Genomic DNA, 13,248 nt, shown 5'->3' on the forward strand with positions numbered 1-13,248 from the left:
GGTATAGAAGAGAAGAACGAGAAGCATGTTTTCTCACCATGATCATAGTGGCGGAAGAGGGCGCTCCGGTGCCCGGCGGTCCGCCCTCCGCCGGCAACCGAACGAAGAAGGTCCTCCCATGCAAACTCCCAGACCCGTTGTCCTGACTATTCTCGATGGCTGGGGGCTGAGTGAGGATACATCCAGCAATGCGCCTGTTCTGGCGAACACGCCGACCATGGACCGGCTTTTTGCCACCTGCCCGAATGCGACGCTGACCACCTTCGGCCCGAATGTCGGCCTGCCCACCGGGCAGATGGGCAATTCTGAAGTGGGCCACACCAATATCGGCGCGGGCCGCATCGTTGCCATGGATCTCGGCCAGATCGATCTGGCGATCGAGGATGGCAGCTTTTTCCGCAATGCGGCGATGCTTGATTTCGCAGCCAGGGTAAAAGCCGCGGGCGGTGTGGCGCATCTGATGTGCGTGGTTTCCGATGGCGGCGTCCATGGCCATATCCTTCACGGCCAGGCGGCGGTGAGGTTGATGATCAGCCACGGCCTGAAGGTCGTGGTGCATGCCATCACCGATGGCCGCGACGTCGCGCCGCAATCGGCTGAAGATTTTGTGGCGGCGCTGGTAGCGAGCCTGCCGCAAGGTGCCAGCATCGGCACGGTAATCGGCCGTTATTATGCGATGGATCGCGACAATCGCTGGGAGCGCGTCGAGAAAGCCTATGACGCCATGGTTCTGGCGAAAGGCGAACACGCGCGGGATGCGGTGAGCGCCGTTGCCCAGAGCTACAAAAACAATGTCACCGACGAATTCATCCTGCCGACTGTGATCGATGGTTATGAAGGTTTCAAGGCTGGCGACGGCCTGTTTTGCCTGAATTTCCGCGCCGACCGTGCGCGTGAAATCCTGCTTGCCATTGGTGCCAATGATTTCGACGGTTTTCCGCGCGAAAAGCCCGTGCTTTCGGCGCTGCTCGGTATGGTCGAATATTCCACCCGCCACAGCCATTTCATGACGACGGCCTACCCCAAGCGCGATATCGTCAATACGCTCGGCGCCTGGGTGGCAAAACAGGGGCTCACGCAGTTTCGCCTCGCCGAGACGGAAAAATATCCGCATGTCACCTTCTTCCTGAATGGCGGCAAGGAAGAGCCGGAAGTCGGCGAAGACCGCTTCATGCCGAAATCGCCGAAGGTTGCGACCTACGACCTGCAGCCTGAGATGAGCGCGCCCGAGGTGACGGAGAAATTCGTCGAGGCGATCGGCAAGGGTTACGATCTTATCGTTACCAATTACGCCAACCCTGACATGGTCGGCCATACCGGCGATCTGCAGGCCGCAATCAAGGCCTGCGAAGCCGTGGATCGCGGACTTGGTGCCGTCGTTGCCGCGCTCGAAAAAGTGGGCGGCGCGATGCTTGTCATTGCTGACCATGGCAATTGCGAAACCATGGTCGACCCGGTGACCGGCGGCCCGCACACGGCCCACACCACTAATCCGGTGCCGGTGATCCTTTTTGGCGGGCCGGAAGGCGCAAAGCTGCATGCCGGTATTCTCGCCGATGTCGCGCCCACCTTGCTGCAATTGATGAATGTGCCGCTGCCGCCGGAAATGACGGGCAAGAGCCTGATCGACCTCTAATCAAACGAGTCGCACGGGAGCGTTCCAGCCCCGCGCGACTGCCCGTTTCCCGCGTTCGCGACGAGCGTCTTTGCTATGGCTGTTTTGCGTAGAGACGGTCGTGGACCAGCATGCCGGCAATCATGGCGCAGACGAAAAGAACGACCGGCATCAGCCCGAGGGCGAGAGCCGATAGTGCCGGGCCGGGGCAGAAACCGGCAAGCCCCCAACCGATGCCGAAAATGGCCGAGCCTGTTATGAGCGGCCGGTCGATGCGGGTTTTTGCGGGCAGGTTGAAATCCTCAGTGAGGACGGGCCTGGCAAGACGTCGGCTGAGCAGCACACCCGGCACGGCGACCATCACAGCACCGCCGAGAACGAATATCAGGCTCGGGTCCCAATGGCCGCTTGCCACGTCGAGAAAGCCGGAAACACGGGCGGGATCGACCATGCCTGACAGCGAGAGGCCGAAGCCGAACAGCGCTCCTGCGGCCAATGCCAGGGCAACACGGGCCACGGCCGGATTTTTCATGACAGGGCTCCTGCTATCGTCGCGGCACAGATGCCTGATATCAGGAAGGTTACGGTCGCGGCGATGGAGCGCCGGGAAAATCGCGCCAGTCCCATGATGCCATGGCCGGACGTGCAGCCGGAGCCCATGCGTGTGCCAAAACCCACCAGCAGGCCGGCAATGAGGATGAGCGGCCATGGTGCAACGAGGGTGATGGCAGGCAGCCGGCCGAAGGCCACAGCATAGATATAAGGTCCGGCCAGCAAGCCGGTGACGAAGGCGAGATCGGCAAGACGCCGCTCCTTGCCGAGCATTTTGCCCATGATCCCGCTGATGCCGGCAATACGGCCGTTAAAAAGAAACAGCATAATACTGGCAAGACCGAGCAGCATGCCGCCGAAAAGAGAGGGCCAGTAGGGGCTCACAGGGTCTCCTCCTCCGGCGCGCAGAATATGGTGTAAAGGGCCTCGATCAGTTGCGCCGCTTTCGCTTCGCTCAGTTGGTAGAAGATCTGCTTGGCGTCGCGCCGGGTTTCGACCACGCCGGCTTCCCGCAGCACGCCCAGCTGCTGGGAAAGCGTCGGCTGGCGGATATCCAGCTTGACCTCCAGCTCGCCGACGGAAAATTCCCCCTGCGCCAGCGTGCAGGCGAGCATCAACCGCGCCGGGTGGGCAAGTGTTTTCAGAAGCAGCGCGACCTCGACAGCCCTCTCCTCCATGGCGGGAAGGGGAATTTCAGCAATGTGCGGGGTCTTTTCCAGCGCGTTTTCCTTTACCATGTGCTGCCCTCCAGCACGTCGAGCGGGAATTTCAGATAACGTTTGCCATTCGCTTCCGGCTCCGGCAGGCGGCCGCCGCGAATATTGACCTGCAGGGCGTGCAGAATGAGCTTTGGCATCGGCAATGTGCGATCCCGTGTTTCCCTGAGGCGGATGAAGCCCTCCTCCGTCATGCCGGCCAGATGCGGATTGCTGCGCTTCTGTTCGCCGACCGTGCTTTCCCATTTCGGAGCGCGGCCACCGGGCTGATAGTCATGGCCGGTGAAAAGTCGTGTTTCGTCGGGAAGGGTGAGAATATCCTGAATAGACGCCCAGAGTTCTCTGGCGCTGCCGCCCGGAAAATCGGCGCGCGCAGTGCCTGAATCGGGCATGAAAAGCGTATCGTGCACAAAGGCGGCATCTCCCACCACATAGGTCACGGAGGCCAGCGTATGGCCGGGTGAAAACAGCACGCGCGCTTCCAGGGAGCCGATATCGAACCTGTCGCCCGCCTCGAACAGCCGGTCCCATTGCGAGCCGTCGGTTTCGAGATCCGGCCAGTTATATTTTTCCTGCCAGAGCCTCTGTACGCCGGTGACTTTCGCGCCGATCGCCGTTGGCGCACCCGTCTTCTGCTTCAGGTAATGGGCGGCGGAAAAATGATCGGCATGGGGATGGGTATCGAGAATCCATTCCACCGACAGGCCCTGGCTCGCCACATAATCCAGAATGGCGTCGGCATTCATGGTTCCGGTTGCACCGGACTTCTCATCGAAATCATAGACCGGGTCGATAATGGCGCAGCGCTTGGTCGCAGGATCGGAAACGACATATTGCACGCTCCATGTGCGCGGATCGAAGAACGCCTTGACGTGTGGAACCGCCGCTTCGCGTCGCTCCAGCCAGCGGGTGGCGCCGGAAAGGTCAAAGCCGTGCGCCTTGCCGAAAGCCTCGATGTCGCCCCGCTCGATGCGTCCATCCAGCGCTTCGCCGAGAACATGAAGGGTGAGTGCGCGCGTGCCGCCCTTGCAATGGGCGAAAACGGGGCCGTCCGCTTCCGCCATTTTCTGCTGGAAGGCGCGGATATCGGCTTCGGTGATGGCAGGGCCGCTGACCGGGATGAAGCCATATTCCATGCCTGCCGCGCTGGCGGCACTTTTTTCCTGCACATTGCCTGGCTGACCGGGCTCTTCACCATCAGGCCGGGCATTGATGATGCTTTTATAGCCCTGGGCGGAGAGCGATTGGAAATCGGCGATCATCGGCTGGCCCGCAACGGTCAGACGCTCGTTGATCTTCACGGCATTCATCGGCATCTCCTGTTGTAATAAATTAATATATATTATTATATAATGTATATTGTTTGTTTGCAAGAGGCGAAAAGCGTCTTCGTTCCGGATATCTCCCGCTGGATTTCAGGAGAGATTCGGGAGGAAACCCTAGAGACGGGATTTCTTCGTTTTGTGACGGATGAGCGGAGATTGCCTGTATTCGGCATGCAAAAACATGCCTAGTGCCTGAAAGCACTCAGGCACAAGGCATTTCCCCGGAAGCCGGTTCGAACTTCGGCTCGTTTCAGACGGCGAGCCTGCGGCGTGTCGCTTTCCAGCCGAGACAGATGGCTGCAACAAGCAGAACCGTCTGGGCGACTACAAAGGGCGGTTCATTGCCGTTCGGTGCCAGGTTGTTGAGTGTTTCGACCTTGAGAAAGGCCTGAACGATCAACACAAACATATTGAGATAAAGGCTGATCGTGGCGGTGATCGTATAAATAATGCGCGCCCTGCCATTCAGACCGTATCCGTAAAGCGCAACCAGTGCGATTGCCAGAACGAGGGTCGAGATGATGCCGACGCCGAGTGCCGGTGTGAAATTTCCGATTGGAAACAGAAAGCCAGTGAGTGTGGTGGCGAGCGTGGTGACGAGGAAAAGCGCCATCATGCGCGGCATCCACCGCCCCGCCGCATAAGCGGGCAGGGCGATCAGTCCGGTTACGATGCCAATGAGGCTCAGGGCAACGTGCAATGTCGTGAATTGGGGAATGGTCAGTCCGAGGATCATGATGCGTCTCCCTCTATTCGGTTTGAGTTGCACGATACCGGCTGGCGGCAAGTGCATGCGACAGATTGGGCCTCAATGCTGCGCGGGCTGCAAGGAAATTTTCGAAATCGGCCGCATCCGGCAGCGAAGGAATGGTCAGGGTCTCGCCAAGATCGAGACCGGCAAGGGCCGCATCCACCATCTCGTAAACATCCATGACCATGGCGGCCGGAATGGCCTCGAGCCGCTCCTCTTCCCAGATCGCCGTGCGGGTAATACCCGGCAGGACACCCTGAACCCGCACGCCGGACGGGGAAAGCTGCGCCTGCAGCGCTTCGGTGAAGGCGAGCACAAAGGCCTTGGTTGCCGGATAGACGGCGGTAAATGCCGCCGGCATCAGGGCCGTTACCGATGTGATGTTGATGATCGTGCCTTTGCCATCGGCGGCAAGCCGCGGCGCGATCGCCGCTGCAAGCCGGGTGACGGCAAGGATATTGAGGTTGATCATCGTCGTGACATAGGCCGGGTCCAGCGCCGTGATGGCGCCTTCACCGGCAATACCGGCATTGTTGACGAGGCCTGTGATCCGCCGGTCATCGCGCAGTCGTGCCTCGACCTTTTCGAGGTCTTCTGCTCTGGAAAGGTCGGCGGAGAGAACCTCGACTGCGATATGGTGATCCTTCTCCAGTTGGGTTGCCAGTGTCTTCAGCTTTTCGGCGCGCCGCGCCACGAGGATGAGATCATGGCCGCGTTTTGCCAGACGTTCGGCATAGACCGCGCCGATGCCGTCGGATGCGCCGGTGATGAGAAATGTATTCTGTGTCATGTCCCGTGTCTCCTGTGTCCGGTGGTTTCAGGCGTTGATGAAGGCGAGGAGGTCGGCGTTGAAGCGGTCCTGATGGGTCTGCGTCAGGCCATGGTCGGCGCCTTCGTAGATTTTGAGGACCGCGTGTTTGACGATCTTGACCGTGGAGAGTGCCGAAGCGCCGACCGGCACGATCTGGTCGTCATCACCGTGCAGAACCAGCGTGGGTTTGTCGAAGGCCTTCAGATCCTGGTGGAAATCGCTTTCCGAGAAAGCGCGAATGCTGTCGAGCTGACCCTTGAGCCCGCCCATCATGCCCTGACGCCAGAATTCGTCGCGGATGCCTTGCGAAATCACGGCGCCTTCGCGGTTGTAACCGTAGAAGGGAATGGTCAAATCCTTGAAGAACTGGCTGCGATTGTCGTAGGTGCCCTTGCGGATGCCGTCGAAAACATCGATCGGCAGGCCGATGACATTGCTTTCCGTCTTCAGCATCAGCGGCGGCACCGCGCCGATGAGGGCGATCTTGGCGACGCGGGCCGTACCATGGCGACCGATATAGCGTGTGACCTCGCCGCCGCCGGTGGAATGGCCGACCAGAATGATGTCGTGAAGATCGAGCTGTTCGATCAGTTCGGCCAGATCGTCGGCATATTGATCCATGTTATTGTTATGCCAGACCTGGTCGGAGCGGCCGTGGCTGCGGCGGTCGTGGGCGATGGTGCGGAAACCGTTGTTGGCGAAGAACACCATCTGCGCATCCCATGTATCGGCGCTGAGCGGCCAGCCGTGGGAGAAGATGATGGGCTGGCCGTCTTTCGGACCCCAGTCCTTGTAGAAGATGTGCGTTCCGTCTCTGGTGGTGATCGTTGTCATGGCTCTCTCTCCTGTTGCAGGGAGCTTGCTTGCGTCCCGTGGGAATAGAGATACTCTGGAGACAGCCGGGGCTGGATTGGCGCTTCTGACAGAAAGCGAGCCGAAACTGACAAAACGGGGGTGTGGGCGCATGGCGGGTGTAACGGGAAGCGCGCTGGAAGTCGGTCTGGTCCTCTATCGGGACTGTCAGATGGCCATGGTACATGGCATCACCGATCTTTTTGCCATCGCATCGGTATTTTCACAGGATCGCGGCGGGCCGAAATTGCGGGTCAGCCACTGGAGCATGGGCGAGGGCGGTGAATTTTCCCGCTGTCACGACACTCATTCCGGGCAGTCAGGACATCCCGACATTTTCGTTGTACCCGGCCGGTTGACGGGGCCTGCTGAGATCGAGGAAGCCGAGCCTTACGCCCGCTGGCTGCTGGATCGGCATGCGCAGGGGGCGACGCTCGCCGCCAGTTGCGGCGGCTCCTTCATGATTGCGGCAACGGGCCTCCTGTCTGGTCGCCCGGCCACCACCCACTGGCTGTTTGCCGAGCGGTTCCGCGAGCGTTTTCCCGATATCCGGCTGGAGATAGACAAGATCGTCATAGAGGATGGCGATATCATCACGGCTGGCGGGCTGATGGCATGGACCGATCTTGGCCTGCGCATCGTCGACCGGCTGCTCGGACCTTCGGTGATGATCGAGACCGGCAAGTTCCTGCTGATCGACCCCTCAGGGCGTGAACAGCGCCATTATAGCAGTTTCGCCCCAAGGCTGACGCATGGCGACGAGCCGATCCTGAAGGTGCAGCACTGGTTGCAGGCCCGTGCCGGGCGGGCGACGAGCGTTACTGACATGGCCGGACATGCCGGGCTGGAGGAGCGGACCTTCCTGCGCCGTTTCAAGGCGGCGACAGGCATGAAGCCGATTGAATATGTCCAGCATCTGCGGGTCGGGAAGGCGCGGGAATTGCTGGAATTCACCCGCCGTTCGGTCGATCAGATCGCATGGTCGGTGGGTTATGAGGATGCCGCCGCCTTCCGCCGGGTGTTCCACCGCATTCTCGGCCTCTCACCGGGTGAATATAGAAGCCGCTTTTCCAGCAGTTCGGCCATGGCTGCGGCGTGAGGGCCGCAACAGTCGCGGTGGTGCAGAGGTCCGGCCCTTGCAATGTGGCGGGTGTTTGCTAACATGCCAGACAAGTTTAAAACAGGTGGGCCGGAATGGACGTTGAGAGCAGCACGAAGCAGGGGGTATCGCTCGCGGCGAAAATCAGTTCGGCATTGCGGCGGGATCTGGCGGAAGGCGTTTTCCGCCCCGGTGATCGTCTTCCGAGCGAAAGCGCCCTGACGCGGGAATATTCCGTCAGCCGCACGGTGGTGCGCGAAGCCATCGCCATTCTGCGCGCCGATGGTCTCGTTGAAGCCCGCAAGGGCGCGGGCGTTTTCGCCGTTGAAGTAAAACCGGCCAAGGAACTGCCTTTTAACGATCTGGCCGTGGGGCGAATTTCCTCGGTGATCGAATTGCTGGAATTGCGCACCGTTTTCGAGGTCGAATCCGCCGGGCTTGCGGCATCGCGCCGTTCCGCCGTGCAGGTGGAGGCGATTGTGGATGCGCACCGGCGCGTCGGCGACTGTCTTGCCGCCGGGCTGCCGACGCGGGATGCTGATTTCGAGTTCCATCTGGCAATTGCGCAGGCGACGCAAAACAGGCGGTTTCCCGAGTTTCTTCAACTCATTCGCTCCGGCATCATTCCCCGCGGCGAATTGCAGGGGGCAGCGCCCGGGTCGCGTCCGAAGGACTACAACCTGCATCTCCAGGAGGAGCATGCGAGGATTGTCGATGCCATCATCGAAGGTGATGCCGATGCCGCCCGTCAACATATGGCGGCGCATCTGCGCGGCAGTCTTGAGCGCTACAAGGTGCTTCTGCGCTCCCGCACTGCCGCTGAATGAGCCGGAAATGAGCGAGAGGTCAGTGGGTTACGCAGTCGCCCGCCGATAGAAGGCCAGGGAGGCGGCAAGCGTCAGAAGCGCGCCGCCGCAAATCCGGTCGAGCCACAGGGCTCCGGATTTCCGCAACAGCCGGACGGCCTGCGAGCCGAGCAGGGCGTATCCGAACATCACGATGAAATCGATGCCGGCGAAGATCAGCGCAAGCGCCGCATATTGCTGGATCTGCGGCGCGGCGGGATCGATGAATTGCGGCAGGAAAGCGGAAAAGAACAGATATCCCTTGGGGTTGGTGACCGCCACGAGAAAGCTCTTGAGGAAAATCGAGCGAGCGGAAGCGACCCCGTTGGCCTCCGCGGATTGAAGAGCACCATCGAGCATGCCTCTTGAGCGCAAAAGCATGATGCCGAGGAAGGCTAGATAACAGACGCCCACCCATTTGACGACGCTGAACCAGAATTCGGAGGCGGCGAGCAAGGCGCCCAATCCTAGTGCTACTGCGCCGATCAGGACGAAATCCGAGAGGACAGCGCCAGCCATGCCGATCATGGCGCGGCGTACTCCGAATCTTGAGCCATTTGCAAGCGCGAGCAAGACGGTAGGGCCGGGCGTGGCAATGCCGATAAAGGCGACCACTGCAAATGCCAGAAGTGTCACGTCAGCCATATTTTCCTCCCCCTGTCGGCACGGATGTCATCGGTGCCACCGCCCGCCCAGCTAGCCTCCGCGCATTCCGCGAAGTCGGAGAATACAGGCTTTTACGGGTGCCGCAACACAAGTGCTTTTTCCCAAAGCAACACGAAAGCCGGATGATTTCAGCATGAGATTCCTCCTCGAGGCACGCCTTTCAGAGCCCTCGGCGATGCGGATTTCACAGTCACGCGCTTGACAGCTCTCAACACCTGTGACAACTTGCGAATAGTTGTCAGACAGGATTGCGCCTTGGTCACTTGCGCAATCGATCTCTGGCAAGGGAGGAATCATGTCAAAAAGACGCCTTTCGCTTTATGGCCTGTCCGGCCAGATCGGAAGTATTGCCGTTACGCTGCTTGGATTGCTGCTGCTGACCTTTTTTATCGGTCGCCTGATGCCGGCCGATCCAGTGCGGGCCATCGTTGGCGAGGATGCGACGCGCGAAACCTATGAACAGGTCTATCATGCGCTCGGTTTCGACCGTCCGCTGTGGCAGCAGTTCATCTATTATCTCGGTGATGTCTTCAGCGGCGATTTTGGAACCTCGATCCGCACCGGTCGTCCGGTCATCGAGGATATCATCAGGGTCATGCCGGCGACGATGGAGCTTGCGACCTTTGCGATCCTGATCGGTGCCGGCCTTGGCATTCCCATGGGTGTTTATGCCGCGGTCAATAAAGACCGCTGGCAGGATCATCTGGTACGTGTGCTCAGCCTGTTCGGCCATTCCATGCCGATCTTCTGGACCGGCATGATCGCGCTGATCGTTTTTTACGCCCATCTCGGCCTTGTCGGCGGCGGTGGCCGCATGGACCAGTTCTATATCGGACTGGTTGAGGAGCGGACGGGCTTTCTGCTGATAGACAGCCTGCTTGCGGGCGATATGGAGGTTTTCTGGTCGGCCATCAACCACCTGATCCTTCCCGCCGCTTTGCTCGGTTATTCCTCCTCGGCCTATATCACCCGCATGACGCGCAGCTTCATGCTGGACCAGCTGGGCCAGGAATATGTGACGACAGCGCGCGTCAAAGGTCTGTCGCAGCGGCAGACGGTGTGGCTGCATGCCTTTGGCAATATCCGGGTGCAGCTCGTCACCATCATCGCCCTTGCCTATGGTTCGCTGCTGGAAGGCGCGGTTCTCATTGAGACCGTCTTCGCCTGGCCGGGTTTCGGGCAATATCTCACCAGCAATCTTATCATCGGCGACATGAATGCCGTGATGACCTGCGTGCTTATCGTCGGCGTCATCTTCATCGGGCTCAACCTCCTGTCCGACATTCTCTACCGCTTTTTCGATCCGAGGACCCGCTGATGACGGCCCGTGCAGAAACTTCCTCTCGCCTTCCCGTGCCCTTGAACGCGCTGAAGAACATCGTTGTTTTCCTGCTGAAAAGCCCGACATCGGCTTTCGGTCTGGCCGTCCTGCTGCTTCTCGTCATCGCCGCTGTTTTCGCGCCCTGGCTTGCGACGCATGACCCCTACGCGCAGGATCTCGCCAATACGCTGCAGGCGCCCGGCAACGGCCATGTCTTCGGCACGGATGAGCTGGGGCGCGACATCTATAGCCGCCTTCTCTGGGGCGCGCGCATCACGCTCACCATCATCTCGCTGGTATCGATCATTGTTGGTCCCGTCGGCCTTCTGGTCGGCACGGCCTCCGGTTATCTCGGCGGCAAGTTCGACACGGTGATGATGCGCATCACGGATATCTTCCTGTCGTTCCCGAGCCTCATCCTGTCGCTTGCCTTCGTCGCAGCGCTCGGGCCGAGCCTCAACAATGCGATCATTGCCATCGCGCTCACCTCATGGCCGCCGATTGCGCGCCTTGCGCGCGCCGAGGCCATGACCTTCCGCAAGGCGGATTATATTGCCGCTGCGCGGCTTCAGGGCGCGTCGCCTCTGCGCATCATCGTCAAGTCGATCATGCCCATGTGTCTGCCCTCGGTCCTCATCCGCCTGACGCTGAACATGGCGACCGTCATTCTCACCGCCGCCGGCCTCGGCTTTCTCGGTCTCGGCGCGCAGCCGCCGTTGCCGGAATGGGGGGCGATGATCGCCACCGGCCGCCGTTACATGCTGGATAGCTGGTGGCTGGTGACCTTCCCCGGCGTTGCGATCCTGTCCGTCAGCCTCGCCTTCAACCTTCTGGGAGACGGCCTGCGGGATGCGCTCGACCCGAAGCAGATGAACCGGAGATAGGTCATGGAAAAGCCAATTCTTGACGTCGAAAATCTCCGCATCCGTTATGGCGGCTCACCCACCGAGGCGGTGCGGGGCATTTCCTTCACCCTTGGCCGGGAACGGCTCGGCATCGTCGGCGAAAGCGGCTCGGGCAAGTCCACCGTCGGCCGGGCCTTGCTGCGCCTTTTGCCATCGGCGACGATCACCGCCGACAGGCTGGATTTCGATGGTCTCGATCTTCTCTCGCTCGATGAGAAAGAGATGCTGAAGGTTCGCGGCCGGCGCATGTCGATGATCCTTCAGGATCCGAAATTCTCCCTCAATCCCATCCGCCGGGTCGGCGATCAGGTAACGGAAACCTATCTGCGCCACTTCAAGGCTTCGAAATCGCAAGCCCGGGAAAAGGCGCTTGCCATGCTCGATGCAGTGAAAATCCGCGATGCCGCCCGCGTTTACGAGCAATATCCGCATGAAATCTCCGGCGGCATGGGCCAGCGCGTCATGATCGCCATGATGCTGCTTGCCGATCCCGATCTCGTCATTGCCGATGAGCCGACGTCGGCGCTTGACGTGACGGTGCGGCTGCAGGTGCTGAATATTCTCGACGGTCTCGTGCGCGATCGCGGCATCGGCCTCATCATGATCAGCCACGACCTCAATCTCGTGCGCAATTTCTGCGACCGGGTGCTCATCATGTATTCCGGCCGTGTGGTGGAAACGCTGGCCGCGCGCGATCTCGATCGGGCGCAGCATCCCTATACGCGCGGCCTGCTGGCGGCGCAGCCGCGCATTGGCGGTACGCGTGCGCCGCTTGCGGTGCTGGACCGTCGCCCCGAATGGCTGGAGGAGAACGTATAATGGCCGTTTCCGTCGAAACCCGCGATCTCTCCATCACTTTCGGCAGCGGCCACACGGCGCTGAAAGTGCTGCCTTCCGTATCCTTCCGCGTCGAGCCGGGCGAGTGCTTCGGGCTGGTCGGCGAAAGCGGTTCGGGCAAATCCACCGTGCTTCGCTGCGTCTCCATGCTCAACGATTTCTGGACCGGCGATATCCTTATCGACGGCAGGTCGGTGCGCGACATGCCGCTGATCGAGCGGTGCCGCATGCTGCAGATGGTGTTTCAGGACCCCTATGGTTCGCTGCATCCTCGCCAGTCGGTGCGCACCGTGCTTTCGGAATCGCTTGCGATCCACAAGCTTGGCGACCGCGAAGAGCGCATGCGCAAGGTCATCACCGATGTCGGCCTGCCCGTATCGTTTCTGGATCGTTTCCCGCACCAGCTTTCCGGCGGCCAGCGGCAGCGCGTGGCGATTGCGCGGGCGCTGATTCTCGAGCCGTCGCTGCTTCTGCTCGATGAGCCGACCTCGGCGCTCGATGTCTCGGTGCAGGCCGAAATCCTCAACCTGCTGCAGCGGCTGCGCGAAGAGCGCGGCTTCACCTATATCATGGTGACCCATGACCTCGCCGTCGTCGATCATATGTGCGACCGGTTCGCGGTGATGCTGCGCGGCGAAATCACCGAAATCCTGCCGCGCGAGGCCATCGCCGACAATCGCGCGACGCATCCCTATGCGCGTGAATTGATCGGCGCTTCGCTGGAATATGAAGGCGCGTGACGGCTCCAAGAACGTGACCGTCCTCCTCCGGGGCGTCACGGATAATAACATCCTCCTTCCTTGCCCGGCCTCCCCGCCGGGCATTTTTTTGGAGGTAGCTAGGCGGGATGGCGGGCCGCCAACTGCGCCTAGGCTGCTGACATAGTGCGAGACCGGCCTTTCCGTCATGCCGGACTTGATCCGGCATCCAGCCACGGCGCGTCCGCGCCGTGA

General features: G+C 60.6%; 15 protein-coding genes. 7 read left to right on the forward strand and 8 right to left on the reverse strand.

Annotation, left to right across the window (positions count from 1 at the left end):
* Nucleotides 1-118: 118 nt before the first annotated feature.
* Complete coding sequence (gene gpmI / locus V6S97_RS12935) at nt 119-1,636, forward strand: 2,3-bisphosphoglycerate-independent phosphoglycerate mutase (protein WP_003506979.1); 1,518 nt, start codon at nt 119-121, stop codon at nt 1,634-1,636.
* Nucleotides 1,637-1,709: 73 nt separating this feature from the next.
* Here gpmI and V6S97_RS12940 read toward each other — a convergent pair whose 3' ends face one another.
* The 7 genes from V6S97_RS12940 to V6S97_RS12970 all read right to left on the reverse strand — a co-directional run bounded on the left by V6S97_RS12940 (nt 1,710) and on the right by V6S97_RS12970 (nt 6,604).
* A complete protein-coding gene (locus V6S97_RS12940; protein ID WP_003506977.1) occupies nt 1,710-2,147 on the reverse strand; it encodes a YeeE/YedE family protein in 438 nt (145 codons plus the stop codon).
* Nucleotides 2,144-2,551, reverse strand: coding sequence for a YeeE/YedE family protein (locus tag V6S97_RS12945; RefSeq protein WP_003506975.1), 408 nt, complete (start codon nt 2,549-2,551; stop codon nt 2,144-2,146). The genes V6S97_RS12940 and V6S97_RS12945 overlap by 4 nt, the downstream gene beginning before the upstream one ends.
* On the reverse strand, nt 2,548-2,904 hold the full coding sequence (bigR, locus tag V6S97_RS12950; RefSeq protein WP_003506973.1) for a sulfite-sensing transcriptional repressor BigR: 357 nt from the start codon (nt 2,902-2,904) through the stop codon (nt 2,548-2,550). Before bigR ends, V6S97_RS12945 begins: the two co-directional genes overlap by 4 nt.
* Nucleotides 2,898-4,193, reverse strand: coding sequence for a bifunctional sulfur transferase/dioxygenase Blh (gene blh / locus V6S97_RS12955; protein WP_080866905.1), 1,296 nt, complete (start codon nt 4,191-4,193; stop codon nt 2,898-2,900). The genes bigR and blh overlap by 7 nt, the downstream gene beginning before the upstream one ends.
* A gap of 265 nt (nt 4,194-4,458) precedes the next feature.
* Nucleotides 4,459-4,944 carry a hypothetical protein gene (locus V6S97_RS12960; protein WP_003506968.1) on the reverse strand — a complete coding sequence of 162 codons (486 nt, stop codon included), beginning with the start codon at nt 4,942-4,944 and terminating at the stop codon, nt 4,459-4,461.
* A gap of 13 nt (nt 4,945-4,957) precedes the next feature.
* Nucleotides 4,958-5,749 (reverse strand): SDR family NAD(P)-dependent oxidoreductase, encoded by a 792-nt coding sequence (locus tag V6S97_RS12965; protein ID WP_080866904.1) that lies wholly within the window; start codon nt 5,747-5,749, stop codon nt 4,958-4,960.
* Between the two features lie 27 nt (nt 5,750-5,776).
* A complete protein-coding gene (locus V6S97_RS12970) occupies nt 5,777-6,604 on the reverse strand; it encodes an alpha/beta fold hydrolase (RefSeq protein WP_003506964.1) in 828 nt (275 codons plus the stop codon).
* A gap of 130 nt (nt 6,605-6,734) precedes the next feature.
* On the opposite strand from V6S97_RS12970, the gene V6S97_RS12975 reads away from it, so the two are divergent.
* A complete protein-coding gene (locus tag V6S97_RS12975) occupies nt 6,735-7,721 on the forward strand; it encodes a GlxA family transcriptional regulator (protein WP_020812022.1) in 987 nt (328 codons plus the stop codon).
* Nucleotides 7,722-7,816: 95 nt separating this feature from the next.
* Entirely contained in the window at nt 7,817-8,548 is a 732-nt protein-coding gene (locus V6S97_RS12980; RefSeq protein WP_003506962.1) for a FadR/GntR family transcriptional regulator, read from the forward strand.
* A 27-nt stretch (nt 8,549-8,575) separates the two neighbouring features.
* Here V6S97_RS12980 and V6S97_RS12985 read toward each other — a convergent pair whose 3' ends face one another.
* Entirely contained in the window at nt 8,576-9,211 is a 636-nt protein-coding gene (locus V6S97_RS12985; RefSeq protein WP_080866903.1) for a LysE family translocator, read from the reverse strand.
* Between the two features lie 316 nt (nt 9,212-9,527).
* On the opposite strand from V6S97_RS12985, the gene V6S97_RS12990 reads away from it, so the two are divergent.
* Genes V6S97_RS12990 through V6S97_RS13005 form a run of 4 tightly spaced genes read left to right on the forward strand, consistent with a single transcriptional unit; the run spans nt 9,528 to nt 13,035 of the window.
* Complete coding sequence (locus tag V6S97_RS12990) at nt 9,528-10,550, forward strand: ABC transporter permease (RefSeq protein ID WP_020813144.1); 1,023 nt, start codon at nt 9,528-9,530, stop codon at nt 10,548-10,550.
* A complete protein-coding gene (locus tag V6S97_RS12995; protein WP_003506957.1) occupies nt 10,550-11,437 on the forward strand; it encodes an ABC transporter permease in 888 nt (295 codons plus the stop codon). Before V6S97_RS12990 ends, V6S97_RS12995 begins: the two co-directional genes overlap by 1 nt.
* 3 nt (nt 11,438-11,440) lie before the next feature.
* The gene (locus V6S97_RS13000) at nt 11,441-12,277 is read left to right on the forward strand and encodes an ABC transporter ATP-binding protein (protein WP_003506954.1); all 837 of its coding nucleotides are present in this window, start codon (nt 11,441-11,443) and stop codon (nt 12,275-12,277) included.
* Nucleotides 12,277-13,035: an ABC transporter ATP-binding protein gene (locus V6S97_RS13005; RefSeq protein ID WP_003506952.1), complete on the forward strand. Its 759-nt coding sequence runs from the start codon at nt 12,277-12,279 to the stop codon at nt 13,033-13,035. Before V6S97_RS13000 ends, V6S97_RS13005 begins: the two co-directional genes overlap by 1 nt.
* Nucleotides 13,036-13,248 lie beyond the last annotated feature (213 nt).

It is taken from the genome of Agrobacterium sp. CCNWLW155 (genome assembly GCF_036888815.1).
GTDB lineage: Bacteria > Pseudomonadota > Alphaproteobacteria > Rhizobiales > Rhizobiaceae > Agrobacterium > Agrobacterium radiobacter.

Excerpts from the sequence above, each read along its gene's own strand:
- V6S97_RS12940 (WP_003506977.1), bottom strand. The coding sequence starts at position 2,147 with ATGAAAAATCCGGCCGTGGCCCGTGTTGCCCTGGCATTGGCCGCAGGA.
- V6S97_RS12995 (WP_003506957.1), top strand. The coding sequence starts at position 10,550 with ATGACGGCCCGTGCAGAAACTTCCTCTCGCCTTCCCGTGCCCTTGAAC.
- V6S97_RS12980 (WP_003506962.1), top strand. The coding sequence starts at position 7,817 with ATGGACGTTGAGAGCAGCACGAAGCAGGGGGTATCGCTCGCGGCGAAA.
- gpmI (WP_003506979.1), top strand. The coding sequence starts at position 119 with ATGCAAACTCCCAGACCCGTTGTCCTGACTATTCTCGATGGCTGGGGG.
- V6S97_RS13005 (WP_003506952.1), top strand. The coding sequence starts at position 12,277 with ATGGCCGTTTCCGTCGAAACCCGCGATCTCTCCATCACTTTCGGCAGC.
- bigR (WP_003506973.1), bottom strand. The coding sequence starts at position 2,904 with ATGGTAAAGGAAAACGCGCTGGAAAAGACCCCGCACATTGCTGAAATT.
- V6S97_RS12970 (WP_003506964.1), bottom strand. The coding sequence starts at position 6,604 with ATGACAACGATCACCACCAGAGACGGAACGCACATCTTCTACAAGGAC.
- V6S97_RS12990 (WP_020813144.1), top strand. The coding sequence starts at position 9,528 with ATGTCAAAAAGACGCCTTTCGCTTTATGGCCTGTCCGGCCAGATCGGA.
- V6S97_RS12975 (WP_020812022.1), top strand. The coding sequence starts at position 6,735 with ATGGCGGGTGTAACGGGAAGCGCGCTGGAAGTCGGTCTGGTCCTCTAT.
- V6S97_RS12985 (WP_080866903.1), bottom strand. The coding sequence starts at position 9,211 with ATGGCTGACGTGACACTTCTGGCATTTGCAGTGGTCGCCTTTATCGGC.
- blh (WP_080866905.1), bottom strand. The coding sequence starts at position 4,193 with ATGAATGCCGTGAAGATCAACGAGCGTCTGACCGTTGCGGGCCAGCCG.
- V6S97_RS12960 (WP_003506968.1), bottom strand. The coding sequence starts at position 4,944 with ATGATCCTCGGACTGACCATTCCCCAATTCACGACATTGCACGTTGCC.
- V6S97_RS13000 (WP_003506954.1), top strand. The coding sequence starts at position 11,441 with ATGGAAAAGCCAATTCTTGACGTCGAAAATCTCCGCATCCGTTATGGC.
- V6S97_RS12965 (WP_080866904.1), bottom strand. The coding sequence starts at position 5,749 with ATGACACAGAATACATTTCTCATCACCGGCGCATCCGACGGCATCGGC.